Source organism: Methylorubrum rhodesianum, from assembly GCF_014199985.1.
In the GTDB taxonomy this organism is placed as follows: domain Bacteria; phylum Pseudomonadota; class Alphaproteobacteria; order Rhizobiales; family Beijerinckiaceae; genus Methylobacterium; species Methylobacterium rhodesianum.
The window spans coordinates 41,775-65,366 of sequence record NZ_JACHOS010000023.1 but is presented as its reverse complement, the minus strand read 5'-3'; the positions used below and the strand labels follow the sequence as shown (position 1 = coordinate 65,366).

Annotated in this window: 26 protein-coding genes; 12 read left to right on the top strand and 14 right to left on the bottom strand. The window is 69.9% G+C overall.

All coding sequences use genetic code 11. From position 1 onward, the window contains the following. Positions 1 to 14 precede the first annotated feature (14 nt). The 4 genes from rpsP to HNR01_RS24860 are packed head-to-tail and all read right to left on the bottom strand — an operon-like array spanning position 15 to position 2,521. The gene (gene rpsP / locus HNR01_RS24875; protein WP_017487369.1) at positions 15 to 377 is read right to left on the bottom strand and encodes a 30S ribosomal protein S16; all 363 of its coding nucleotides are present in this window, start codon (positions 375 to 377) and stop codon (positions 15 to 17) included. After that, positions 377 to 724 carry a chorismate mutase gene (locus HNR01_RS24870; protein ID WP_026105978.1) on the bottom strand — a complete coding sequence of 116 codons (348 nt, stop codon included), beginning with the start codon at positions 722 to 724 and terminating at the stop codon, positions 377 to 379. The genes rpsP and HNR01_RS24870 overlap by 1 nt, the downstream gene beginning before the upstream one ends. After that, complete coding sequence (ffh, locus tag HNR01_RS24865; protein WP_183670411.1) at positions 721 to 2,283, bottom strand: signal recognition particle protein; 1,563 nt, start codon at positions 2,281 to 2,283, stop codon at positions 721 to 723. The genes HNR01_RS24870 and ffh overlap by 4 nt, the downstream gene beginning before the upstream one ends. Positions 2,284 to 2,299: 16 nt before the next feature. Next, entirely contained in the window at positions 2,300 to 2,521 is a 222-nt protein-coding gene (locus HNR01_RS24860; protein WP_017487366.1) for a glutathione S-transferase, read from the bottom strand. A 309-nt stretch (positions 2,522 to 2,830) separates the two neighbouring features. On the opposite strand from HNR01_RS24860, the gene HNR01_RS24855 reads away from it, so the two are divergent. The 3 genes from HNR01_RS24855 to HNR01_RS24845 all read left to right on the top strand — a co-directional run bounded on the left by HNR01_RS24855 (position 2,831) and on the right by HNR01_RS24845 (position 5,899). Then, entirely contained in the window at positions 2,831 to 3,337 is a 507-nt protein-coding gene (locus tag HNR01_RS24855; protein WP_017487365.1) for a hypothetical protein, read from the top strand. A 365-nt stretch (positions 3,338 to 3,702) separates the two neighbouring features. After that, a complete protein-coding gene (locus HNR01_RS24850) occupies positions 3,703 to 4,788 on the top strand; it encodes a Rieske 2Fe-2S domain-containing protein (RefSeq protein ID WP_183670409.1) in 1,086 nt (361 codons plus the stop codon). A gap of 49 nt (positions 4,789 to 4,837) precedes the next feature. Further along, positions 4,838 to 5,899 carry an MBL fold metallo-hydrolase gene (locus tag HNR01_RS24845; protein ID WP_183670407.1) on the top strand — a complete coding sequence of 354 codons (1,062 nt, stop codon included), beginning with the start codon at positions 4,838 to 4,840 and terminating at the stop codon, positions 5,897 to 5,899. Positions 5,900 to 5,932: 33 nt separating this feature from the next. Here the strand turns inward: HNR01_RS24845 and HNR01_RS24840 are convergent, their stop codons facing one another. From HNR01_RS24840 to hslV, 3 genes are all read right to left on the bottom strand, one after another. Then, complete coding sequence (locus HNR01_RS24840) at positions 5,933 to 6,823, bottom strand: EamA family transporter (protein ID WP_183670405.1); 891 nt, start codon at positions 6,821 to 6,823, stop codon at positions 5,933 to 5,935. Between the two features lies 1 nt (position 6,824). After that, on the bottom strand, positions 6,825 to 8,138 hold the full coding sequence (hslU, locus tag HNR01_RS24835; RefSeq protein ID WP_183670403.1) for an ATP-dependent protease ATPase subunit HslU: 1,314 nt from the start codon (positions 8,136 to 8,138) through the stop codon (positions 6,825 to 6,827). 110 nt (positions 8,139 to 8,248) lie between these two features. Next, positions 8,249 to 8,809, bottom strand: a complete 561-nt coding sequence (hslV, locus tag HNR01_RS24830) for an ATP-dependent protease subunit HslV (protein ID WP_096483821.1) — start codon at positions 8,807 to 8,809, stop codon at positions 8,249 to 8,251. A 302-nt stretch (positions 8,810 to 9,111) separates the two neighbouring features. Here hslV and motA point away from each other — a divergent pair, with 302 nt between their 5' ends. From motA to HNR01_RS24815, 3 genes are read left to right on the top strand one after another with little or no spacing between them, the layout of a single operon-like run. Then, positions 9,112 to 9,987 (top strand): flagellar motor stator protein MotA, encoded by an 876-nt coding sequence (gene motA / locus HNR01_RS24825; protein ID WP_183670401.1) that lies wholly within the window; start codon positions 9,112 to 9,114, stop codon positions 9,985 to 9,987. 12 nt (positions 9,988 to 9,999) lie between these two features. Then, a complete protein-coding gene (locus HNR01_RS24820; RefSeq protein ID WP_183670399.1) occupies positions 10,000 to 11,004 on the top strand; it encodes a flagellar motor switch protein FliM in 1,005 nt (334 codons plus the stop codon). Further along, complete coding sequence (locus HNR01_RS24815) at positions 10,988 to 11,284, top strand: hypothetical protein (RefSeq protein ID WP_153876011.1); 297 nt, start codon at positions 10,988 to 10,990, stop codon at positions 11,282 to 11,284. Before HNR01_RS24820 ends, HNR01_RS24815 begins: the two co-directional genes overlap by 17 nt. A 13-nt stretch (positions 11,285 to 11,297) precedes the next feature. Here the strand turns inward: HNR01_RS24815 and HNR01_RS24810 are convergent, their stop codons facing one another. After that, positions 11,298 to 11,591 carry a PepSY domain-containing protein gene (locus tag HNR01_RS24810; protein ID WP_183670397.1) on the bottom strand — a complete coding sequence of 98 codons (294 nt, stop codon included), beginning with the start codon at positions 11,589 to 11,591 and terminating at the stop codon, positions 11,298 to 11,300. 241 nt (positions 11,592 to 11,832) lie between these two features. Between HNR01_RS24810 and fliN the strand changes: the two genes are divergently transcribed. The 5 genes from fliN (at position 11,833) to HNR01_RS24785 (ending at position 15,867) form a co-directional block, all read left to right on the top strand. Beyond that, entirely contained in the window at positions 11,833 to 12,159 is a 327-nt protein-coding gene (gene fliN / locus HNR01_RS24805; protein ID WP_017487355.1) for a flagellar motor switch protein FliN, read from the top strand. A 37-nt stretch (positions 12,160 to 12,196) separates the two neighbouring features. Next, entirely contained in the window at positions 12,197 to 13,306 is a 1,110-nt protein-coding gene (locus HNR01_RS24800; RefSeq protein ID WP_375373236.1) for a flagellar motor switch protein FliG, read from the top strand. 37 nt (positions 13,307 to 13,343) lie between these two features. Further along, entirely contained in the window at positions 13,344 to 14,408 is a 1,065-nt protein-coding gene (flhB, locus tag HNR01_RS24795) for a flagellar biosynthesis protein FlhB (RefSeq protein ID WP_183670395.1), read from the top strand. Next, a complete protein-coding gene (locus tag HNR01_RS24790; RefSeq protein ID WP_017487352.1) occupies positions 14,405 to 14,851 on the top strand; it encodes a BspJ family T4SS effector nucleomodulin in 447 nt (148 codons plus the stop codon). The genes flhB and HNR01_RS24790 overlap by 4 nt, the downstream gene beginning before the upstream one ends. A 281-nt stretch (positions 14,852 to 15,132) precedes the next feature. Next, positions 15,133 to 15,867, top strand: a complete 735-nt coding sequence (locus tag HNR01_RS24785) for a response regulator transcription factor (protein ID WP_183670393.1) — start codon at positions 15,133 to 15,135, stop codon at positions 15,865 to 15,867. 6 nt (positions 15,868 to 15,873) lie between these two features. Here the strand turns inward: HNR01_RS24785 and HNR01_RS24780 are convergent, their stop codons facing one another. The 3 genes from HNR01_RS24780 to HNR01_RS24770 are packed head-to-tail and all read right to left on the bottom strand — an operon-like array spanning position 15,874 to position 19,468. Next, on the bottom strand, positions 15,874 to 16,449 hold the full coding sequence (locus tag HNR01_RS24780) for a transglycosylase SLT domain-containing protein (RefSeq protein ID WP_051061725.1): 576 nt from the start codon (positions 16,447 to 16,449) through the stop codon (positions 15,874 to 15,876). Next, positions 16,403 to 18,169 (bottom strand): flagellar hook-length control protein FliK, encoded by a 1,767-nt coding sequence (fliK, locus tag HNR01_RS24775; protein WP_183670392.1) that lies wholly within the window; start codon positions 18,167 to 18,169, stop codon positions 16,403 to 16,405. Before fliK ends, HNR01_RS24780 begins: the two co-directional genes overlap by 47 nt. 39 nt (positions 18,170 to 18,208) lie before the next feature. Further along, the gene (locus HNR01_RS24770) at positions 18,209 to 19,468 is read right to left on the bottom strand and encodes a chemotaxis protein (protein WP_375373235.1); all 1,260 of its coding nucleotides are present in this window, start codon (positions 19,466 to 19,468) and stop codon (positions 18,209 to 18,211) included. On the opposite strand from HNR01_RS24770, the gene HNR01_RS28105 reads away from it, so the two are divergent. Continuing rightward, positions 19,370 to 19,663, top strand: a complete 294-nt coding sequence (locus HNR01_RS28105; RefSeq protein ID WP_309236252.1) for a hypothetical protein — start codon at positions 19,370 to 19,372, stop codon at positions 19,661 to 19,663. The genes HNR01_RS24770 and HNR01_RS28105 overlap by 99 nt on opposite strands. Positions 19,664 to 19,665: 2 nt before the next feature. Here HNR01_RS28105 and HNR01_RS24765 read toward each other — a convergent pair whose 3' ends face one another. The 3 genes from HNR01_RS24765 to fliF are packed head-to-tail and all read right to left on the bottom strand — an operon-like array spanning position 19,666 to position 23,490. Continuing rightward, positions 19,666 to 21,039: a MotB family protein gene (locus HNR01_RS24765; protein WP_183670390.1), complete on the bottom strand. Its 1,374-nt coding sequence runs from the start codon at positions 21,037 to 21,039 to the stop codon at positions 19,666 to 19,668. 1 nt (position 21,040) lies between these two features. Then, complete coding sequence (locus HNR01_RS24760) at positions 21,041 to 21,805, bottom strand: hypothetical protein (protein WP_183670388.1); 765 nt, start codon at positions 21,803 to 21,805, stop codon at positions 21,041 to 21,043. Next, a complete protein-coding gene (gene fliF, locus HNR01_RS24755; protein ID WP_153876019.1) occupies positions 21,805 to 23,490 on the bottom strand; it encodes a flagellar basal-body MS-ring/collar protein FliF in 1,686 nt (561 codons plus the stop codon). The genes HNR01_RS24760 and fliF overlap by 1 nt, the downstream gene beginning before the upstream one ends. Positions 23,491 to 23,592 lie beyond the last annotated feature (102 nt).

Genomic DNA, 23,592 nt, shown 5'->3' with positions numbered 1-23,592 from the left:
GGGGAGCAGTCGACTTACGCCGCGGCGTCCTCGGCCGGAGCGGCCGCCTTCTCGGCGCGCTTGGCGGCGCGCTCCTTGGACTTCTCGCCGGGCTCCGCCTTCTGCGGGTTGTTGCGGGCGGGGCGCTTGGCGAGGCCGGCGGCGTCGAGGAAGCGCAGGACGCGGTCCGTCGGCTGCGCGCCCTTGGCGAGCCAGGACTGGATCTTCTCGTTGTCGAGCACGATGCGGGCCGGATCGTCCTTGGCCTTCATCGGGTCGTAGGCGCCGACCTTCTCGATGAAGCGGCCGTCGCGCGGGGCGCGGGCATCGGCGACGACGATGCGGTAGTACGGACGCTTCTTGGCGCCGCCGCGGGTGAGACGGATCTTGAGGGACATCAGTCGTTCCTTTCGGTGTCTTGTTTCTGGATCGCGTTGTGATCGACGTTCTCGGCGATCGTGCGGTGGTGCCGAATGACTTCCTTGACCACGAAGGCGAGGAACTTCTCGGCGAAATCGGGGTCGAGCTTGGCCTCGACCGCGAGATTTCTCAGGCGCTTGACCTGACGCGCCTCCCGGTCCGGATCGGAGGGAGGCAGGCCCTTGCGGGCCTTCAGCTCGCCGACCCGCTGCGTGCAGCGGAAGCGTTCGGCGAGCAGATGGATGAGCGCGGCATCGAAATTGTCGATGCTCTCGCGCAGGCTTGCCAACTCGGGATCAACGCCTTGAGCGGACAAGATCGTCATTTCTTCTTACCCGGCAGGAAGCCGCCCAGCCCCGGCAGCTTCGGTCCGCCGAGACCCGGAAGGCCCGGCATCTTCCCAGCCCCGAGGCCCGCCGGCATCGGCGGCAGCTTGCCGCCGAACTGCTTCTCGATCTCGGCGATCTGCTCCGGCGTCGGCTCGGGCATGCCAGGCGGCAGCTTCATGCCGCCGGGCAGACCGCCCGGCATGCCGCCGCCCAGCCCGAACATGTTGCCGAGCGCCTGGCCGATGCCGCCGCGTTTTCCTGAGCCCATCGCCTTCATCATGTCGGCCATGGTCCGGTGCATCTTGAGGAGCTTGTTGATCTCCTCGACCTTCACGCCGGCACCCGCCGCGATGCGCTTCTTGCGCGAGTTCTTGAGGAGGTCGGGGTTCTTGCGCTCCTGCGGGGTCATCGACGAGATGATGGCGCGCTGGCGCTTGAACATCTTCTCGTCGAGATTGGCGCCCTCGACCTGCTTCTTCATCTGGCCCATGCCGGGCAGCATGCCCATCAGGCCGCCGATGCCGCCCATCTTCTCCATCTGGGCGAGCTGCATCGACAGGTCTTCGAGGTCGAACTTGCCCTTGCGCATCTTCTCGGCGGTGCGCAGGGCCTGTTCGTGGTCGATGGTCTCGGCGGCCTTCTCGACGAGGGAGACGATGTCGCCCATGCCGAGGATGCGGTTGGCCACCCGTTGCGGGTGGAACTCCTCCAGCGCGTCGACCTTCTCGCCGACGCCGACGAGCTTGATCGGCTTGCCGGTGACGGCGCGCATGGAGAGCGCCGCGCCGCCGCGGGAATCGCCGTCCATGCGGGTGAGCACGATGCCGGTGACGCCGAGGCGCTGGTCGAAGGCGCGGGCGGTGTTGACCGCGTCCTGGCCGGTGAGCGCGTCGGCCACCAGCAGCACTTCGTGCGGGTTGGTCGCCGCCTTCACCTCGGCGGCCTCGGCCATCAGGCCCTCGTCGACCGTGGTGCGGCCGGCGGTGTCGAGCATCACCACGTCGAAGCCGCCGAGCCGGGCGGCCTCCATGGCGCGCCGGGCGATCTGCACCGCCGACTGGCCGGCGACGATCGGCAGGCTCTCGACCTCGACCTGCTTGGCGAGCACCGCGAGCTGCTCCATCGCCGCCGGGCGACGGGTGTCGAGGGAGGCCAGCAGCACGCGCCGCTTCTCGCGGCTCGACAGGCGCCGGGCGATCTTGGCGGTGGTGGTGGTCTTGCCCGAGCCCTGCAGGCCCACCATCAGGATGGCGACGGGAGCGGGGGCGTTCAGGTCGACGACGCTGGCATCGGTGCCGAGCATCGCGATGAGCTCGTCGTTGACGATCTTCACGACCATCTGGCCGGGCGTCACCGACTTGAGCACGGTGGCGCCCACCGCCTTCTCGCGCACCTTGTCGGTGAACGAGCGCACCACCTCCAGCGCGACGTCCGCTTCGAGCAGCGCGCGGCGCACCTCGCGCATGGCGGCGGTGACGTCGGCTTCCGTCAGCGCGCCGCGGCGCGTCAGCCCGGAGAGGATGCCGGAAAGGCGGTCGGAAAGGCCTTCGAACATGCGGGTTCAGAGGTCCTTACTGGTGGAGGCCGGCATTGGCCACGCGGCGGGCGCGCAGCGCGTCCTCGAAGGCCGCCACTGCGCGGGCGAACTTGTCGCGACACTCCGCATTGCAGAAGCCGACCACCGCGCCGTTGTAGAGGGTCAGCGCCTCGGGCACGATCGGCTTGCCCGACCACGGGCAGAAATCGTTGACCGCATCCTCGATGCGCAGGGTGGTATCGTTCGCGGGCGTCATGGCAGGGCTCGTTTGACGCTTCGGCGAAAGCACGGCAACGACAAGGGCGCCCGAGGGCGCGGACGCGCTGTCGGACGTTGACCTCCGGCCTCTCGGGCCGGTCGGCGGCTCATCGTGACGTTCGAACGTCGAAATGGAGCCGGGCGGATAGGCCCTGGACCGCCCCAAGTCAATCCCGAAGGGGCCGAAGCCCTTCTCCGTCCGCGATGTCGAAGCCGGCCGCCGCACGCGAACGGATGCATGCTCGCGGCCGAAGCGGCGGTAAGGGCAGGGTCGAATTTTACCCTTCGTTAAGCATGTTGGGCTCTGATGGCCGACGACGCACCGCTGACGGTGCCCGAGGACGACCCGATGTCGGAACCCGCGCGACAGGCCCCATCTTCCGAGTCCGGTCCCCGGTCTCCGGCCGGCACCGCGCCGCTGCGGGATTGGCTCGCCACCATGCGCGCGACGATGTCCGAGGCCAAGCCCGTCCCGCTGCCCGAGGTCGAACCCGTCTCCGCCGAGCCGGACACCGAGTCGCGCAGCACGACTTGGTCGCCCCGCCTCGTCTCCGCCGCCGCGAAGCCGGCTGAGTCCGCCGACGAGGACGTCGCCGAAATCATGGCCGAGAACATGATGCTGAAGGCCCGGCTCCGGCTCGAAGCCGAGCGCCGCGACGAGCTTCAGATCATCCTGGCTCAGGAAATCCGCGAGCTGCGCGCCCACATCGCCGAGGAAGTCGGCAAGATGGAGGATCTGCGAACCGAGCGCGACCTCTGGCGCGCCCGCTGCGAGGCCCTGGCCGCGCCGCTGTTCCAGGCCCAGCCGCGCTGAGGCCGCCGCCACCCTGAAAATGCGAAGGGCCGCCCCGAGGGGCGGCCCTTCCATTGTCGAACCGGTCAGTCCGACGAAACCTGTCGTGATCCTGCGGGTGCGTTAGGCGCACACGCCGGAGGTAACGGTCCAGGCCTTGGTCGTCGGCGACGGCTGATGACAATGAGACACTGGATCACCTCCTTTCGTTCGTTGCGGGTGAGCCCAAGGTAGGGACGATCGACGCCCTGCGAAACCCCCTCGCCGGCCGATCCGGTGCGTTGTCTCGCCGCAACGCACAAATCGCACCCGCGGGTGCCGCTGGCCGACGGGCGGCGAGGCGCCTAAAGAGGGGCCCCATCCGCATCGGTCAGTCCGCACAAACGATGTCCTCCGCCGCTGCCCCGCGCGTCTCCGCCGATGACGCCCTCGACCCGCGCGCCATGCGCGAGCCGCTGCCGAACGCATGGTACTGCGTCGGCCAAGCCTCCGCGATCGCGGGCGGCAGGATGCGCGCGGTCGCGCTCAACGGCGAGCAGGTGGTGCTCGGCCGGGGCAAGGACGGCGTCCTGTTCGCCCTGCGCGACCGCTGCCCCCATCGCGGCATGGCCCTGTCCAAGGGCAAGTTCGACGGGGACACGCTGATGTGCCCGTTCCACGGCTGGCGCTTCGGCACCGACGGGCGCTGCCGCGACGTGCCGACGCTCTCCGAGCACGACGCCTCGGACTTCTCGCGCATCGCCGTCCAGCGCTTCCCCATCGTCGAGAGCGCGGGCTTCCTCTGGGTCAACCCGCATCTGGGACCGGCCGACCCGGCCGCCGTGCCGGCCGTGCCCGCCCTCGATTTCGAACCGTCCGGCTGCCTCGTGCTGGAACTGGAGGTCGAGGCCTCTTTCGATCTCACGACGCTCAGCCTCGTCGATCCCGGCCACGTCGCCTTCGTACACGACACGTGGTGGTTCCGCCCGTCCAAGGAGTTGCGGGAGAAGGTGAAGACCTTCCAGCCCGTGCCGCACGGCTTCGTCATGTCGAGCCACGCGACCACGACCAGCTCGCCGGTCTATCGCCTGCTCGGCGGTGTCCCGGAGGTCGAGATCGAATTCCGCCTGCCCGGCGTGCGACTGGAGCGGATCAAGGCGGGCACGAAACGGGTGGCGAACTACACCTTCGCCACGCCCATGGGCCCGAATCGCACGATGCTGACCAACGCGCTCTACTGGAGCATGCCGGCGCTCAACCTGCTGAAACCCATCGCCCGGCCGATGATGCGTCAGTTCCTGACGCAGGATCAGCAGGTGCTGCAGCACGCGCAGGCCGGTCTCGACCGAAAGCCGACCATGGTGCTGCTGGGCCAGGGCGACTTGCCGTCTCAGTGGTATTTCCGCCTCAAGCGCGAGGCCCTGGAGGCGGCACGCGAGGGCCGGCCCTTCGCCAATCCCCTCGTTCGGCAGGAATTGCGCTGGCGCTCCTGAGGCCCCGCGCCGCGCTTGAACGCCGGCCCGGACGGGCCATCTTGGCCGTATGAAGAAGCGTGGCCTGCTCACGGTCGCCAGCGCGGCCACGGTGATGACCCTCGGCGGCGTCGGCTACGCCGCGCATCGCCGGGGCCGAAACCCCTATTACCGCGGGCCGGTCAGCGACCATTTCGACGGTCTGCGCTTCCACACGCCGGACCAGCCGCCGGACAAGTCGCTCGCCGATTTCGCCCGCTGGCGCCGGACCGGCAAGCCCGAAGCGTGGCCGACGAACTTCCCGAGCCCATTTTCGCCGGACAAGCCGCCCGAGAGGGTCGACGGGTTCCGCGTGGTGCTGATCGGGCATGCGAGCTACCTGTTCCAAGTGGCCGGCCGCAACATCCTGGTCGATCCGGTTTTCGCGCGGCGCGCCAGTCCGTTCCGCTTCGCCGGGCCGAAGCGCGTCAACCCGCCGGGCATCGCCTATGCCGACCTGCCGCCCATCGATGCGGTGCTGATCACCCACAACCACTACGACCATCTCGACGGAGCCTCGGTCGCCCGGCTGTGGCAGGACCACCAGCCGTTGATCGTGGCGCCGCTCGGCAACGACGTCATCCTTCGTGGCTACGACGAGACGATGCATGTCGAGGCCCGCGACTGGGGAGAGTCCGTCGATCTCGGCTCGGGCATCACCGCGCACCTGACGCCCGCCAACCACTGGTCGGCGCGCGGCTTCAACGACCGGCGCATGGCGCTGTGGTGCGCCTTCCTGCTGACCACGCCGCGCGGGGTGCACTACCATGTCGGCGACACGGGGCTCGGCGACGGCACGGTCTTCCGCGAGATCCGCGCCCGCTTCGGCCCACCGCGGCTCGCGACCCTGCCGGTCGGCGCCTACGAGCCGCGCTGGTTCATGCAGCCGCAGCACATGAACCCCGCCGACGCGGTGGAGGCCCTGACCCTGCTCGGCGCCGATCAGGCGCTCGGCCACCATTGGGGCACCTTCAAGCTGACCGACGAGGGCATCGAGCGGCCCGTCGAGGCCCTGGCCGAGGCGCTGGCGGCGGCCGCGTTGCCGCCGGAGCGGTTCCTGGCGCTGCGGCCGGGGCAGGTCTGGGAGGGGTAGGCGCGGCGGATTGGTCGAGGGAGATCGGCACGGTCATCCGGCCGCATCCCGGTTCGGCGGCTTCCTGCCGGACCGGCGGCCCGCCAGCGTGATTCCGGCGGACGCGGCCACGATGCAGCCGATGGCGCCGGCCTGCACTGCGGTCAGCCGCTCACCGAGCAGGGCGAGGGCGGCGAGCGCCGCGACGGCCGGCTCCAGGCTCATCAACACGCCGAAAGCCGGACGGGGCAGGCGAGTCAGGGCGAACATTTCGAGCGAGTAGGGCAGGGCGCTCGACAGGACGGCGATGACCAGGCCCGTCGCGAGGATCTCGGGCGTGAACAGATCCGTACCCGCGTGCCCGAGCCCCACCGGCGCGACCACGAGGGCGGCGACCAGCATGCCGAGGGAGACCGCCCGCCCGCCGCCGGCCCGGCCGGCGCGTTGGCCGAAGACGATGTAGGCAGCCCAGCACAGGCCCGCGCCGAGGGCCAGCGCCGCCCCCGTGAGATCGAGGGGAGTCGTGTCGCCGAGCGGCAGCAGCAGGCCGAGCCCGAGCACGGCGAGGCCGATCCAGGCGAAGTCGATCCCTCGGCGCGAGCCGGCCAGCGCCACGGCGAGCGGACCGGTAAATTCGATGGCGACCGCGATTCCGAGCGGGATCGTGCGCAAAGCCAGATAGAACAGCAGGTTCATCAGCCCGAGCGCCGCGCCGTAGAGCACAATCGCTCCGATCTCACCGCGCTCCGGGCCGCGCCGCCACGGCCGCCAGACCGCGAGCAGGATCAGCGCGGAGAAACCGACGCGCAGGGCCGTGACGCCCGCCGCGCCGACGACGGGAAACAGCCCCTTGGCGAGCGCCGCGCCGCTCTGGATCGAAACCATCCCCGCGACCAGGGCGAGGACGGGCAGCGCGACGCCGGACGCCTCGGACCGCCCCCGCACGTCAGAGGATGAAGCGGCTGAGATCCGTGTTGGCGGCGAGGTCCGCCACCCGCTCACGCACGTAGCCGGCATCGATCGGCACCGTTTCGCCGGAGCGGTCGGTGGCGGTGAATGAGATTTCGTCGATCACCCGCTCCAACACGGTCTGGAGGCGACGGGCGCCGATATTCTCGACCGATCCGTTCACCTCCACCGCGACGCGGGCGAGCGCGTCGATGGCGTCCTCGGTGAAGTCGAGGGTGACGCCCTCCGTCTCCATCAACGCCACGGTCTGCTTGATCAGGCTCGCCTCTGTCGCGGTCAGGATCTGCTTGAAGTCGTCCACGGTCAGCGGCTGCAGCTCGACGCGGATGGGCAGACGGCCCTGCAGCTCGGGCAGCAGGTCGGACGGCTTCGAGACGTGGAAGGCGCCCGAGGCGATGAACAGGATGTGGTCGGTCTTCACCGGCCCGTGCTTGGTCGCCACCGTCGTGCCCTCGATCAGCGGCAGCAGGTCGCGCTGCACGCCCTCGCGGGAGACGTCGGCGCCGGAGCGACCCTCGCGGGCGCAGATCTTGTCGATCTCGTCGAGGAAGACGATGCCGTTGTCCTCGACCTCGCGGATCGCCTCGCGGGTGAGCGCGTCGTCGTCCACGAGCTTGTCGCTCTCCTCGGCGATCAGCGGCGCGTAGGCGTCGGCGACGGTGATGCGGCGCGGCTTGCCGCGCTGGCCGCCCAGCGCCTTGCCGAGCATGTCGGAAATGTTGATCGCGCCCATGGAGGCGCCCGGCATGCCGGGGATCTCGAACATCGGCATGCCCTGCGGGCCCGACGGGGCGAGTTCGATCTCGACCTCCTTGTCGTCGAGTTCGCTGGCCCGCAGTTTCTTGCGGAAGCTCTCGCGGGTCCCCTGGCTCGCGGTCGGGCCGACCAGCGCGTCGAGGATGCGCGACTCGGCCGCTGCCTCCGCCTTGGCCTTGACCGTCTTCCGCTTCTCCTCCCGCGTCAGGCCGATGCCGACCTCGACGAGGTCGCGCACGATCTGCTCGACGTCGCGGCCGACATAGCCGACCTCGGTGAACTTGGTGGCCTCGACCTTGAGGAAGGGCGCGCCGGCCAGCCGCGCGAGGCGGCGGGCGATCTCGGTCTTGCCGCAGCCGGTCGGGCCGATCATCAGGATGTTCTTGGGCGCCACCTCGTCCCGCAGCGGCCCTTTGAGCTGCTGGCGGCGCCAGCGGTTGCGCAGCGCGATGGCGACCGCGCGCTTGGCGTCCTTCTGGCCGACGATGAAGCGGTCGAGCTCGGAGACGATCTCGCGGGGAGAGAAGGTGGTCATCGGGCTCCTGCGGCCATTTTCTTGAACTTGCGGGGCGGCGCGTCGGGCGCGGAGCCTTCCCCGAAAACGATCTAAGCGGGCAAAGCCCGGCTTTCCAGGGAGCGCGGCCCTCAGGCCGCGTCGAGGGCTTCGATCACGAGGTTGCCGTTGGTGTAGACGCAGATCTCGGCGGCGATCTTCATCGACCGGCGCACGATCGCCTCGGCATCGTGCTCGCCGTCCTCCAGTGCCCGGGCGGCGGCCAGCGCGAAATTGCCGCCCGATCCGATCGCCATCACCCCGGTCTCGGGTTCCAGCACGTCGCCGGAGCCGGACAGCAGCAGGCTCACATCCTTGTCGGCTACCAGCATCATCGCCTCCAGGCGGCGCAGATAGCGGTCAGTGCGCCAGTCCTTGGTGAGCTCGACGCAGGCGCGGGTGAGCTGGCCGGGATACTGCTCCAGCTTGGCCTCGAGCCGCTCGAACAGGGTGAAGGCGTCGGCGGTCGCGCCGGCGAAGCCGCCGATGACGCTGCCCTTGGCGAGCCGCCGGACCTTGCGGGCATTGCCCTTCACGATGGTCTGGCCGAGGCTGACCTGTCCGTCGCCGCCGATCACCACCCGGCCGCCCTTGCGGACCATCAGGATCGTGGTGGCGTGCATCTGCGGCAGGCGATCGTCGGTCTGGGCCAAGGAGGCGCTCCGGTACGTTTGAATCACATGGGACGCCAGCCGACGATGAGAATCGCTCATCACCGGCTGCCCTCGCGAATGCGAGGCGGCGGGAGTCCGCCGAACGCGATGCTCCCGACCACCGGTCGGGCGCATCGCCACGAGACATGAGCCTCAGTTATGCGCTCGGGTGCCCGGCTCCAAGCGGGTGCGCCGCATCGCTCCAAAAAGCTCCGCGCAAGCCACCGCCCGTATTCGCTCGGGACAAAGGGCCGCCGCGCGTCGGCACCCGTCCCCGCAGCGGTGTCCCCCGGAGCCTTCCCATGGGAATCCTCGTCGGCCTCGTCATCGCGATCGGCTGCATGCTCGGCGGCTTCGTCGCCATGGGCGGGCACCTGATCGTGATCTGGCAGCCCTGGGAGTTCGTCATCATCGGCGGCATGGCGGCGGGCACCTTCGTCATCGCCAACCCGCTGAAGGTCGTGATGGATTCCGGCAAGGCGACGATGGAGGCCTTCACCAACAAGGGGCCGAAGCGCCAGGACTTCCTCTCGCTGCTCGGGCTGCTGCACGCCCTGATGCGCGAACTGAAGACCAAGCCGCGCAACGAGGTCGAGATGCATTTCGACGATCCGGCTAGTTCCGAGATCTTCAAGAACTATCCCGAGGTGACCAAGGACCCCGATCTGGTGCTGTTCATCTGCGACTATTGCCGCTTGATCCTCATCGGCAACGCCCGCTCGCACGAGATCGAGGCGCTGATGGAGGAAGAGATCGGCACCCACAAGAAGTACAAGCTCAAGCCCTATGCCGCGATCAACACCGTGGCCGAGGCGCTGCCGGCGCTGGGCATCGTCGCGGCGGTGCTCGGCATCGTGAAGGCGATGGGCGCGCTGGACCAGTCGCCGCAGATTCTCGGCGGCCTGATCGGCGCCGCCCTGGTGGGCACCTTCATCGGCGTGTTCGCCTCCTACGGAATGCTCGCCCCGCTCGCCGTGAAGATCAAGGGCGTGCGCGAGAAGCAGTGCAGCGTCTACACCATCGTGAAGCAGAGCCTGATCGCCTACATGAACGGCGCGCTGCCCCAGGTCGCGATCGAGCACGGCCGCAAGGGCATCGCCGGCGCCGACCGTCCGACCATCGACGAGGTCGAGAGCGCCACCGTGTCCGGCGCCCGCGCCGTACCGGCCGCGGCGTAAAGGGCTTTAGCGATGGACGAGAGCCAGACCGCCGACGCGGTGCCGGAAACCACGCCCGAGCCCGGGCCGGCCCCGGTCCTCCCACCCTTCGTAACGGCGGCCAAGCCTGCGACCGACATCCGCGCCCGCATCCAGGAGGCTGGCGGCCTGTCGCTCGATCGGCTGCCGATGCTCAGCGTGGTGTTCGACCGCCTCGCCACCGCCTGCAGCGACGCGGACAAGCACCTCGCCGGCTCCTCGACCTTCTACTCTCTGAGCGGCGTCGAGAGCGGGCGCTTCGGCGAGTTCCTCGACGCTTACGACGCCAACGCGGTGGTCGGCATCTTCCACGCGTCGTCCTGGGACGGACACGTTCTCGTCGGGCTCGACCGCGACTTCATCTACACCATGACCGAGGTGCTGTTCGGCTCCGACGGCTCCGAGCCGCCGGTGGAAGACGAGCGCACCTTTTCCGCGATCGAGCTGCGCATCGCGCAGTTGGTGTTCGAGCAGATCGGCAAGGCGCTGGAATCCTCCTTCGGCCTCGTCTCGCAGACGAGCTTCCGCCTGGAGCGCACCGAGACCCGGATGGAGTTCGCGGTGATCGGCCGGCGCTCGAACAAGGCGGTGCAGGCCAAGTTCCTGCTCCAGGCGCTCAATCGCGGCGGCGAGATGTTCCTCATCATCCCGCAGACGGTGCTGAATCCGCTGCGTCCGGCGCTCGGCAAGCTGCTCACCGGCGAATCTTCGGCCCGCGACCCGCACTGGGCCGAGCAGATCGCGGCGGAGGTGCAGAAGACGACCGTGCGCCTGCGGGCGGTTCTCGAAGAGCGTCACCTGACGCTCGGCGAAATCGCCGGTCTCAAGGTCGGGCAGGTGCTCACTCTCGACGCAACGCCCGCGACCCGAGTCAAGCTCGAGGGCAACGACCGGCCGCTGTTCTGGTGCCGGGCCGGTCAGTCGCAGGGCTCCTACGTCCTGCGGATCGAGGATGCGATCAATCCGGAGAAGGAGGGCGCCCATGGGCTCCTTGATTGACGGCATACTCCTCGTGGCGCTCGTGGCGACGAGCGCCTGCGTGGTGCCGATGTACCTCAAGCTCAAGCGCCTCGACCGGACCCAGGCCGAGTACGGCGCGGCGGTGGCCGCTTCCGGCGTGGCCCTGACCCAGGCCGGCGAGGCGGTACGCTCCTTCAAGGAGGAGGGCCGTGAAGTGCTGGATGCCCTGAGCCTCAAGATCGACGAGGCGCGGGCGGCGCTCGCCGAGCTGGAGGCGTCGCGGGCGGCGCTCGCTGCAGCGCGCTCGGAGAAGCCGTGAGGCGGCGTCCGCCTCAGTCGTCGCCCGGCTTGCCGGACCCCTCGACCACGGCGCCGGTGCGCGGATCGACCTGTACCTTGACGGTCCGGCCTTCCCGGCTGGCCTTGGCCTTCCACACGCCGTCATCGGCCTCGATGCTGCGCACGGAGCCGTAGCCGGCTGCGGACAGCTTGGTCAGGACCTGCTCGATCGGCATCCAGTCCTTTGCCGGCGTGTCGGCCAGGGCCGGCGCTGCGAGGCCGACGGTCAGTCCGGTGGCCAGGGCGGCTGTGAGGATGGCGACGAGGACGGTCTTTCGGGTGTTCACGGCGGTCAGCTCCGGTTCTTGTGTCGGACGGCCGCCTGATGCCATGACCCGGTCCCGCGACGCTGACGACCGCCGTCAGCGGAATGTCAGGCGGGGCCGCCGCCCCGCGCGAGGGCAACACGTCCTCGGATCTCCCGCGAGACCCTCGCTTCGGCACAGCCTCGCGCTGGCAAGACAGCCTCGCGTCAGCCAAGCCGGCTAGACCAGTCTCACGCATAAGCCGACCCGACGAGCCCGAGCGATGAGCAGCAGCCCCTTCCCCGACACCGATCTCGCCGGCAACGACGCCCGCGTCGGCGACGGGCGCAACCTCGATTCAATCCTGCGCATCCCAGTGCTGATGCAGGTCGTGCTGGGCTCCGCGACGATGCCGGTGGCCGACCTGATGAAGCTCGGGCGCGGCGCCGTGGTCCCCCTCGACCACCGCGTCGGCGAGCCGGTCGACGTGATGGTCAATGGCCGGGTCATCGCCCGCGGCGAGATCGTCATCGTCGAAGAGGACAATTCCCGCTTCGGCGTGTCGCTGACCGAGGTGGTCGGGCCCTCCGCCGCCGACCAGAACACCTGAGCCTCGGCGAGAACGGGCCGCCATGTCGTCGAGTCCCTTGGCTTCAAGTCCCCTGGCTTCGAACCCCTTGCCTTCGAATTCCCCGGCTGCGAGCCCGATCCCGGTGGAGGTCTTGCCCGCGGGCGCCGTCGCCACCCGCGCAGTGGCGGCCCGGCGGCTCGACCCCGTCGATCAGGTCGCGGCGCTCCTGCTCGCCATGGGCAAGCCCGCGGCGGGGCGGCTCATCAAGTATTTCGAGCCGGACGAACTCAAGCGCATCACCCGCTCGGCCTCGAATCTCGGCGCGGTCAGTCCGGAACAGCTCGACACGGTGGTGGAGACCTTCTCCGCCGAGTTCACCGCCGGCAACAGCCTCATCGGAACCGCCAACGAGGTCGAGAAACTGCTCAGCGGGCTGCTGCCGGCCGACCAGGTCGCCGACATCCTCGCCGACGTGCGCGGCAACGCCACCCGTTTGGTCTGGGAGCGGCTCGCCACCGTGCAGGAGAGCGTGCTGGCGAGCTACCTCGTCAAAGAGCATCCCCAGACCGCGGCGCTGATCCTGTCCAAGGTCAAGCCTGCCACCGCCGCGAAGGTGATGGGCCATCTGCCCGCGCCGCTGCGCAATACCGTGATGCGGCGGATGCTGAGCTTCAAGCCAATCGTCGACGACGTGCTGCACGCGATCGAGAAGACCCTGCACGAGTACTTCATGATCAACGGCGCGCGCAATTCCGGCGCCGACACCCACGCGAAGATGGCCGACATCATCAACAAGATGGAGCGCCAGCAGATGGACGACGTGCTGACCAACCTCGGCAAGTCGCGTCCGAAATCGGTGGAGATCCTCAAGGGCCTGCTCTTCACCTTCGACGACATCGTCAAGCTGGCGCCGCGCGCGCTCACCACCCTGTTCGACGTCGTGCCCAACGACCGGCTCGTGCTGGCCCTGAAGGGGACGGAGGCCGAGTTCCGCACGACGGTGCTCAGCGCCCTCTCGGCGCGCGTGCGCCGCATGGTCGAGCACGAGCTGAACGGCGGCGAGCCGGCGTCGCAGCGCGACGTCATGGAGGCGCGCCGCTTCATCTCCGATCTCGCCATGGACATGGCCGCGCGCGGGGAGATCGAGATCAATCCGGGAGGCGAGGATGACGCCCTCATCCGCTGACCAGCACCCCGTCCGCGCCCGCCCGCGGGGCTGATGCGTGGCGGAGGAGACGGACCAGGAAAGCAAGACCGAAGCCGCTACCGAACGGCGTGTACGCGAGGCGATCGAGAAGGGCGACATCCCCTTCTCCCGCGAGGCCCCGGTCTTTGCCTCGACGGTGGGCCTTCTGATCGCGCTCGTCCTGTTCGCGCGGGGTCAGGCGGCGCAGCTCGCGGGTGATTTCGCGCCGCTCCTCGACGATCCGCGCAGCTTCTCCCTGGAGACCGGCGGCGACGCGATGCTGCTCCTGAGCCGCGTGGCGATGGCGGCGGGCCGCTTCCTGCTTCCGATCCTGCTGATCCTGGCGGTCTGCAGCCTCGCCGCCTCGCTGCTGCAGAATCTGCCGCGGCTCGTTCTCGACCGGATCACGCCGAAATGGTCGCGGATTTCGCCGATGGCGGGCTTCTCGCGGATCTTCGGAACTTCGGGTCAAGTCGAGTTCCTGAAATCCGTCGTTAAATTCCTGTCGGTCAGTGTCGTCGCCCTTCTGCTCCTTCGCTCGGAGCGGACAAGAGCCGTGAACGCCATGTTCGTCGATCCGAGCCAATTGCCTGAACTGATCCTGACGGTCTCGATCCGCCTCGTCTCGGCGGTGGCCATCGCCACCATCGTCATCGTGGCGGGCGACCTCGTCTGGGCGCGGCTGCGCTGGCAGCGCTCGCTGCGGATGTCGCGCCAGGACATCAAGGACGAGCACAAGCAGACCGAGGGCGATCCGTCGGTCAAGGCGCGGCTGCGCTCGCTCGCCCAGGACCGCGCCCGCAACCGGATGCTGGCCAATGTGGACCGCGCCACCGTCGTGATTGCCAATCCGACGCACTTCGCCGTGGCTCTACGCTACGAGCCGAGCGAGAATCCGGCGCCGCTCGTACTCGCCAAGGGGCAGGATCTCATCGCCCTGCGTATCCGTGCGATCGCCGAGGAAAAGGGCATCGCGGTGATCGAGGACAAGCCTCTCGCAAGGTCCCTGTACGATGCTGTGCAGATCGATCAGACGATTCCGGCAGAATTCTACCGCGCCGTGGCACAGATCCTGTTCTTCCTCTTCGCGAGAGCCCGATGACCCTTCAGGTTCAACATTTCGCGCCAGGGCCGTCCGCCGTTCCGCACGCCTACGCGGCGGCCGAACAGATTTTCGCCGAGGCGCTGCGCGACTTCATCGCCGAACTGTGCCTTGTGGATGGCGATATTCTGATCGGCTGGATCCGCGGCGAGCGGCACGGCAACATCGCCGACGTCGTGGCCTCCTCCGCCGAGCTGTTCTTCAAGGAATCGGTGGTGACCTACGCCGACGCGGCCGATGTCTGTCTCGATTGGAGCCGCTCGATGCAGGTGGTCCTCGATCTCGAATTCGCGGCCGAGCCGATGACGGTGTTCTTCAAGCTCGTCCTCGACGAGGTGTTCGCGGGTGTCGCGATCCAGCGCATCGTCGCGGAGGACATGGCGGCCCTCTCTCTCGAAGGCTTCGCCCACGCCGTGAGCCAAGCCCGGGTCGGACACGCCTGAAGATCGAGATCGAATCGCTTCGACGCATCGCCGCGCCCGACAGGCCGGCCGCGCGTCCCAGGACCGGCTGCCTGGATGATCGCCGTGTGCGATTTCCGTCCATGTTTGGAATTGTACATTCCAGCGATTGACCCCTTTGTCGCCCCACGACATGACACGTTTGGCGCTACGTCTCGAAGCCTCGCGACGGGTTGGGCAAGGGCTTCTCGGAGTGCCCAAAACCCGCCCAGATCGCAGCGCAAGGCCGGAGTGATCCGGCTGGGTCAGGGGAATGGTCGTCGATGTATTTTCTGGTCGATCCGCGCGATTCCGTGAACGCGGGTTACAAGGCCAGCTTCGAGCGCGAGGGGATCTCCTCGTTCGCGCTCATGCCCGAGGAGTTCCTAGGCTGGCTCCGGGCGGCCTCCCGCAGCGACCTTGAAGCGGTCCAAGGCTTCCTCCTCGGCGATTTCGAGGAGCGGGCGAAATGCGCGAGCGTGATCCGCAAGCAGTCCCGCGCGCCGATCATCGCCCTCGCCGACCTCCGCTCGCTGGAGCAGACCGTCGAACTCCTGGAAGCCGGCATCGACGACGTCCTGCCCAAGCCCGTCCATGTCCGTGAGATCCTGGCCCGTTCCGAGGCGATCTGGCGCCGGGTCAATGGGGTCGTGCAAGGGAGCGGCCAAGGGAGCGGGCAAGGGAGCGGGCATGGGGCCGAGGCGGAAGGTCAGGCCGAGGGCGCGGCCAAGGCCGACCGGCTCAAGGTCTTCCACGACGGGCGCGATCCGGAGATCGACGGCGTGCCGCTGTCCCTGCCGCGGCGGGAGCGGCACATCCTCGAATATCTCGTGCGCAACCGCGGGCGGCGGCTCACCAAGACCCAGGTCTTCAACGTGGTCTACGGCGTCTACAGCAACGGCGTCGAGGAGAGCGTCATCGAGGGCCATGTGAGCAAGCTGCGCAAGAAGCTGACCGAGCGGCTCGGCCACGATCCGATCGAGGCCAAGCGCTACATGGGCTACACTTACGTCGGTTGAGCTCTGCTACTGGCAGAACGCCTTGGCGCCCGGCGTCCAGTTGCCGAAGCCCGAGGCGACCATGTTGGTGATGACCCGGCAGACATAAACCTTCTGCGCCGGGTTGTTGTTGGGCCCGGCATGGTAGCGGGCGACAGCCAGCGTCCAGCTGCCCTCGCGCTCCTTCAATTCCTTCAGGAAGCGGGTCGCGTACTCGACGTTCTGAGCCGGGTCGATCATCGCCTCGAGCGAAGCGAACTTCGCCCGGTGGTAGTGGTGGTTGATCTGCATGCAGCCGAGATCGACCAGACGCACGCCCTCCCGCTGCGCCTGGGCGAGGCGTTGAACAACGTCCGCGGCGCTGGAGCCGAAATAGGCCTTGCCCTGGATGTTCATGGCGTAGGGCTGGAGCGAGCCGCGGTTGCCGCTCTCGGTCAGCCCGACGGCGTAGAGCATCCCGAGAGGCACCCCGTGCTTGGCGGCGGCCTGCGCCATCTGGCGCTCGCACACGCGGGAGGCGTCGCCCGGTGCGGCCGCCGCGGCGGGGCCGACGACGCTAGAGATACAGGCCGCCGTGATCGCGCCGGCGAGAATCCGTTTCATGGTCGTTCTCCTCGGTGGGCGTGGCGGCCTCGTCCGCGCGCGGGGACGGGCGCCGGCCCGAATGATCGGGCGTCGCGGCGCCCGGCTGTCTGTCCTGCTGCCCGCCCTGCGACCCGGCGAAGGACGCGAGCCCCTGGCCGCGCGTCCCGGTTTCGCCCGGTCCGGTGCCGCCGGTCTGGATCGTCACGGTATCGGCCTCGTAGCCCGCCTCCCGCAGCAGGCCGGACAGCATGTCGCCCTCCCTTCGCAGACGTTCGGCGGTCTCCTCGCGGCTGGTGCGCAGGCTCATTTCCAGCCGCCCATCCTGCAGGCGCATTCGCACCAGCACCGAGCCCAGGTCGGCCGGATGGAGCTGCAGCGTCAGGATCTTCAGCGGTCCGGCTTCGGCTGGTACCATCGCGGGGCGGCCTGAAGCACCGGAGGCGGCCGCGGGCAGCTGGGCGGCGACCGCATCGACGATCTGGCGCAGCGGCGAGGTCGGCACGGGAGCCGATGTGCCCGCCATCTCGTGCGGGACCGGTTCGGCGAGCGACATCTGCGGGCGCGGCGCCTCGGCGGAAGAGCCGGCGCTCGCGCTGCCTGGGCCGGCCTCCGCGTCGGCCTTCGCACGCGGCATCGATGCGTCGGCACGCTCCAGGGCCGTCTCGGGACGGACGATCCCCGTCGGACGCTCCCGCGCCGGCTCCGGATCGCGTGAGACCTGTCCGTCCGGACCGGGTTGGGGCAGGGCCGGCACTTCGGGGAGGTCTCCGCTGGCCGAGGGCTCGGCCAAGGATGGCGCCGATGACACCGCACCGGCCTGCTCCATACGGTCGCTTCGGAGAGCGGCGCGTCCCCGGCTCGCGGCGCCCTTGAGGGCCTCCGTCGCGGCGGTGCCAGTCGCGACACTCGCGGCGCTCGCGCCTGCGGCCGGATTCCGTTCGAGGTCGAGCGGTGCCGGTTGCGCGGGCGTCGCCGCCCCATGGGACGCTGTGATCGCTGCGGGCGGTCGGTCGACGGAGGCTGGTGCGGCGAGCGCGGAGGCGCCCTGAGCGGTAGGCGATCCGTCGATGCCGGCGGCGGAAGCATGAGCCCCGCCGGCTGGGATCATACCGGTCTCGGTCGCTCCGATCCTGACCGGACCGACGGCCGGTGCGCTCGGCGCGGATGTCGGCAGGCGGGCGTCGTCCCGTAGGGCCGAAGGAGCTCCGTCGGCGTCGAGGCCGCCGGATACGGGGGTCGCCGACGAAGTGAGCGCCCCACTGGAGAATGGTTCCGTCTCGGCGGTCACCGGAAGCGCGGCGGTGTGAGGCCGAACGGGCGCGAAATGCGTTTCCAATCCGATCACGGATATCGGCAGGCCAGGCGCCGCCGGCGCCGGTCCGGTGCCAGACCGTGCCGCGGCCCGCTGCACCATGGCCTCGAGGCTGGCATCCGGGGCGGCCGGAGCGGGCGCCGCCGCGGGACCAGTGAGGGCCATCAGCGCCTGCAGGGCCGAACCGGCCGTGTCGGCGGCGTTTGCAACCGGCGCCACGGGCAGGTCGCCGGGTTGGGAGGGCGGTGCGTCGGCGCCGGCTTCGGCCGGATCGGCCGGCGCCTCACCGGCGGGCGCTGTTCCGTTCTCGAAGGCGTCGAGCACCGCCTCGAAGCCGGGGCCGCTGGTGCGCGAATCCTCGCCCGCGGGCGCGCGTCCGGCCTCGGCCTTCGGCCGCATCGGGAAGAGGGTGTCGAGGGACCGCATCACGGGTCGATCGTCCGGGAGTAGGAGGGCGGGAAGAGTTCAGGGTGTGCCGGTGGCGTCATCCATGGCGCGCTCGGCTCGGGCCAGGGCCTCCTGCGCCCGCAGGAGCGAGCCGGATTCGGGGATCGGCCGGCTCGCCGAGGCCGGCGGAGCCGGAGTGGCCGCGGCGACGGGGGAGGGCGTGCGGATCTGCCGGGCCGTCGAGAGCGCGGCGTCGAGCAACTCGGTGTCGGGGGCCGCGAGGTCGGCGCCGTCGAGACCGCGCAGGGCCTCGTAGCCCTCCTCGAAGCGGCCGCCCGCCACGATCAGCGCCGCTCCGCGATAGAGCCGTGCCTGCGCCGCCGGGCGCGAGTCCGGCGCGGCGAGGCCCATCGCCCGCTCGGAGGCGAACAAGGCGGTCTCCCGGCGGCCCTGCTCCAGCCCGGCCCGCGCCACGAGCAGGTAGAGGTCGCGCCGGCTCTCCGGTTCGATCTCGTCGAGCATCCGCTCCAGGCTGGCGATGCGGGTGCGGTCGCTGTCGAAGTCGAGCCGCGTGAGCGCGCCGGCAAAGCGCTGGCGGAAGTTGCCGGCATAGACCGAGCGGCGGAACCGGCGCAGATACTGGATCGCCAGCGCCTCGAAGCGCCGCGCATCGCCGCCCTGCGCGACCACGAAGATCTGGCGGCGCAGCGCGCCTTCCTCGACCAGGGTACCGGGCGCCAGGAGCCGCGCGAGATCGAGAAGTTCGAGGGACTTGGTGGACGCCTCGCGCACCATCAGCGCCGATTGCGTCAGCGCGAGCTGACCCGCGAGGCCGGCCGGCATCGTGCGCGGGTCGATGCCCGCGAGCTGGGCTCGGGCCTCACGCTCGCGACCCTCCAGATAGGCGAGCGCGCCGAGTGCCAGGGGCTGCTCCCCCTCCGGCACCTTGCCGGACTTGAGCAGCACGCGCAGGGCCGTCGGCCCGCCGCCCGCCAGAGCGAAGGTGACGGCGGCCCGCACGTTCTCCGCCTCGGCCCAGGTCTCGGGGGCGAGCGCGATCAGTCGCTGCTCGATATGGGCGAGGAGTTGGCGCTGCGCGAGATGCGCCTGGGTCGAGCCGCGGGCGATGCGGTCCTGCAGGAGTTGCAGCGTGCGCGTCAGCTCGACGGGAAGACCGTGCGCCTTCACCGGCAGCGGTTCGATCGGCTTTGCCGGGGCAGCGTGCCCACCATGGTCGCCATGGCCACCACGGTCGTCGACGGCTTGGCTGCCGGCGGGCGGCGCATGGCCGTCCGCGTGATCGGCGGCGCTTACAGGGACGATGGCGAGGCAGAGGATGAGGGCAGCAGCCGTTGGGCGGACAAGCGCCGTCAGCGCTGTCCGGGATCGCTTCGACGCGCCGGGGAGGACCGGCTCGCCCATTCCGGCATGGCGAGCCGTCAGGCGAGGCGATCCGGCGGGACGGCACTCCCTGTCCGCGTGCGCAAGAGCGGCCGGGCGGCCGGACCGAGCTGGCGATGTCCGGAAGATTGACGTCATTCCGGCAGGCCCCGCAGCAGAATCTCGATGCGGCGGTTCTCGGCGGCCTTCGGATCGGCGGCGATGCGCGGCTGGCGGTCGGCATGGCCCTCGATGCGCTCGATGCGCGCCTCGTCGAGCCCGCCGCGCACGAGCATGTAGGAGGCCATCTGCGCCCGGGCGGAGGACAGGCGCCAGTTGTCGTAGGTCTCGGAGCGGAACGGGCGTCCGTCGGTATGGCCGCGCACGACGATGCGACCGGGGCGGGTGTTGAGGATCTTGGCGATGCGCTCCAGCGCCTTGACCACCTTCGGCGTCGGCTCGGCCGAGCCGATCCCGAACATGCTGAAATTGATCTCGTCGGTGATGCTGATGAGCACGCCCTCGCCGGTGCGGCGCACCTCGACATGCGGCGCGGGCGCAGTGCCGGGCCGCGAGGGCACCGCCTTCGCGATCTCGGCCTTCAGGGCCGAGAGTGCGGCGGTCTCGGCCGCCTTCGCGGCCTGATCGGCACCGGCCGGCGGTTCCTTCACGGGAGGCGCTTCCGCCTTCGCGACCAGCTTCGGCTCGGCCTGGGCCGGTTTTCCCTCCATCGGCGGCGCGTTGGCCTCCGGCGTCTCCGGAGCCGCCTCGGCTGCGGGCTTGGCGGAGGCCTCCAGGGGCATCGGCTCGGCGGAGGCGAGCTTCACTCCGGCCTGCCGCATGGCTTCGTGCAGGCTCTGCCGGGCGATCTCCTTCGGGCTCTCCTTCGGCGGTTCCTTCGCCTTGACCGCGGCGCCGCTCTGGGCGCGCGCGTCGAGGCGCGCCTCCGGGGCGGCGCCGACGGTGTCGAGGGCGCCGGGATTCTCCGTACGCTGACGCGGCAGGGCGGCGACCTGCCAGTAGAGCGGGTCGAACGGGTCTCGCCCGGTCTCCCCGCCGCTGACGCCCGGCTGTCCGACTTCGAGGCCGGAGGCATCCGCGCTCGCGGCCTCCGGACCGGCGGTGTCGGCCTCCGCGGCGAGCTTGGCGAGGATGGCGTAGGGGTCCTGGAACAGAGCGGATTCGCGTGCTCGGCTGCCCGGTGCGCCCGCCGCGTCCCCCTTGCCTTCGGCACTGCCGCCGTCCCCCTTGCCCTTGCCGGAGGGGGCAGGGTCGTTGGGAGCATTCTGCGGGTCGTTCACGCCCTTGCGATCGTGGGTGACCTCCGCGAGCTTCACCGGGTTGAAGTACTCGGCGATGGTCTGCTTCTGCTCCTTGCTGGTGGAGTTGATCAGCCACATCACCAGGAACAGCGCCATCATCGCCGTCATGAAGTCGGCGAGCGCGATCTTCCAGGCACCGCCGTGATGGCCGTCCTCGTGGTCGCCATGGCGCTTGATGATGATGATCTCTTGGGCGTGCTCGGACATCTCACGCCTCCGCGACCGCCGCAGCGATCAGGCGGCTCCAGGCCGCAAGTTCGGTTTCGATCACAGTCTCCCCCGCGCTCACGCTCACCTCCGGCCCCGCACAGGCCTCGAAGGCGACGCCAGAGGCGAGGGCGCCGAGGCGGGTGGAGAGGGCTGCGATCAGGTCTTCGGGCCCGCGCACACGCACCGCCGGCCGCTGCGGCTCGGACAGGGTGCGCTTCAAGGCGGCACCGAGTTCGTCCAGCGTCTGCCGTTGCAAAGCCTGGCTCAGAACCGGCGCGATCAGCCGGGCGACGCGTTCCGACAGCACAGCGTCGAGCGCATGCATCGCCGCGGTGAAGCCGGTGGCGAGGGCTTCGCCCTGCGCCTCGCTCCAGTCGCGGCGCGCCTGCGCCAGTCCTTCCTCGAAAAGGACCTGCTGCGCCTCGCGCTCGCGCGCAGCTTGCGCCGCGGCCTCGGCCAACGCCTCCGCGCGGCCCTGCTCGCGCCCGCGCGCCTCGGCGGCGGCGATCAGCGCCTCGCGGTCCTCGACCGGCCGCGCCACCGGGGCGGTGCGGGGCAGGATGGGTTCGATCTCGGCCTCCGATCGCACGTCCGGCATCGGCGCGAGCGGGTTCGGGACCGGTGCCGCGGAGGCCGGGATCGGCTCCGGAGGACGAGCGGGCGCGCGGAACCACTGGCCGGAAAAGTTGGGCTCCTCGGCAGCCGCAGCCGCAGGGGGCGGCGCGGAAAAGTCGGGCAGGTAGCGGGCGATCACCGCGTCCATCACGCCGGCTCCTCACGCATCAGCCAGCGCTTGAGCACGGCCGCGACCTGCTCCTCGTCGATATCGATCAGCTGCTCCAGACGCTTCTGCGGCGAGCGAGCCATCTTGTCCTCCAGCTCCTCCAGCAGGCCGGCAACGCCCGGCGCAGGGAGCTTGACCGCCTCCGCTTGGCCCGCGGCGCCCGGTCCGGCGATTGCCGCCGTGCCGTCGGCGGCGATGCCCCGGGTCAGCGCGGTCGCGCCCTCGGGGCCGGCGAGAGCGGCGGCCTCGATTGCGGCGGTCTCCGGCGTCGCCAGGATGGCGCGGAGCGCCGGGCGCAGGCCGAACCAGATCAGCAGGCCGGCCACGACGAGGATGGTCGCCGCGTTGATGAGCGTTCCGGACTGCTTCATCATCACGTCGGTGAGCGAGAGCGGCGGCACCGGCTCGAGCGGCTGGCCGTCGTTGACGAAGCCCACCGCGGCGACCTTGATCGTGTCGCCACGCTCCTTGCTGAAGCCGGCGGCCGAGCCGACGAGCTCTTCGATCTCCGCGATCTGTTTATCGAGCGCGGCCTTGTCGTCGGGGCCGGCGAGTGCGGTCAAGCGCGAACGGTTGACGAGGACCGCGACCGAGAGGCGGCGGATGGCGTAACCGTCGCTCACCGTTTGAACGGTCTTCTGGGAGATCTCGTAGTTGGTGAGGTCTTCCTTCTTCGAGCTCTCGTTGCTCGACTGATCGTTGCCGTCCGAGCGGGTGCGCTGGTCGGGCAGGTTCTCCTGGGCGCTGGTCGGGCGCTGGCTGTTGCGGTTCTGCGCGTTCTCGCTCTCGCGCACCGAGCGCACCGAGCGCTCGACCCGCTGGTCGGGGTTGAAGATCGTCTCGTTGGTCGAGGTCTTGTCGGTGTTGAGCTGGGTCGCGACGCTGACCTCGAAATTGCCCACGCCGAGATAGGGCGCCAGCGTGCGGCGGATGTTGTCCTGCATCTCGCGGCTGACCGACTTCTCCAGCGTCGCCATCTTGCCGGTCGGCGCTGTTCCCGCATCGTCGCCCGCGAGCAGCACCGTGCCCTCGGAGCCGATCACGGTGACGCGGTCGGGCTTCATGCCGGGGATCGCCGAGGCGACGAGCTGGCGGATCGCCTGCGCGCCGGAGACGTCGTCGGCGGGCTCGGTCCGCACCACCACGGAGGCCGAGGCCGGCTGCTGGTCGCGGCGGAACGAGCCGCGGTCGGGAAGGACGAGGTGGACGCGGGCGGCGCGCACGCCCTTCATGCCCTGAATGGTGCGGGCGATCTCGCCCTCCAGCGCCCGCACCCGGGTCACCTCCTGCATGAAGGAGGTCATGCCGAGCGAGCCCAGATCGTTGAACAGCTCGTAGCCGGACTTCGAACTCTGCGGCAGGCCCTTCTCGGCGAGCAGCATCCGCGCCTGCGCGGTGTGGCCGAAGGAGACCAGCACCGCCGCGCCGTCGGACGACACGTCGAAGGGGATGCCGTTGTCCTTGAGAACGCCGCCGATGCGCGACACGTCCTCGCGCGACAGCCCCGTATAGAGCGTCTCCTGCGCCGGGCGGCTGAGATAGTAGGCGCCGACGCCGACCCCGAGAAACACCAGAAGGCCGACCAGCCCGAGGGCGATCAGCCGCCTCGCGCCGAGATCGACGATGTTGCTCCACAATCTTTCGGCTTGCTCGCGACCGAACATCCCCGGACCGATCCCGTTGGCGACCTGACATGCGTCGCCAGCCTGTCTGAGGGCTGAGCCTTGCGCGGGGATTGCGACTCGTCGCGTCCGGCCTCCAGAGTG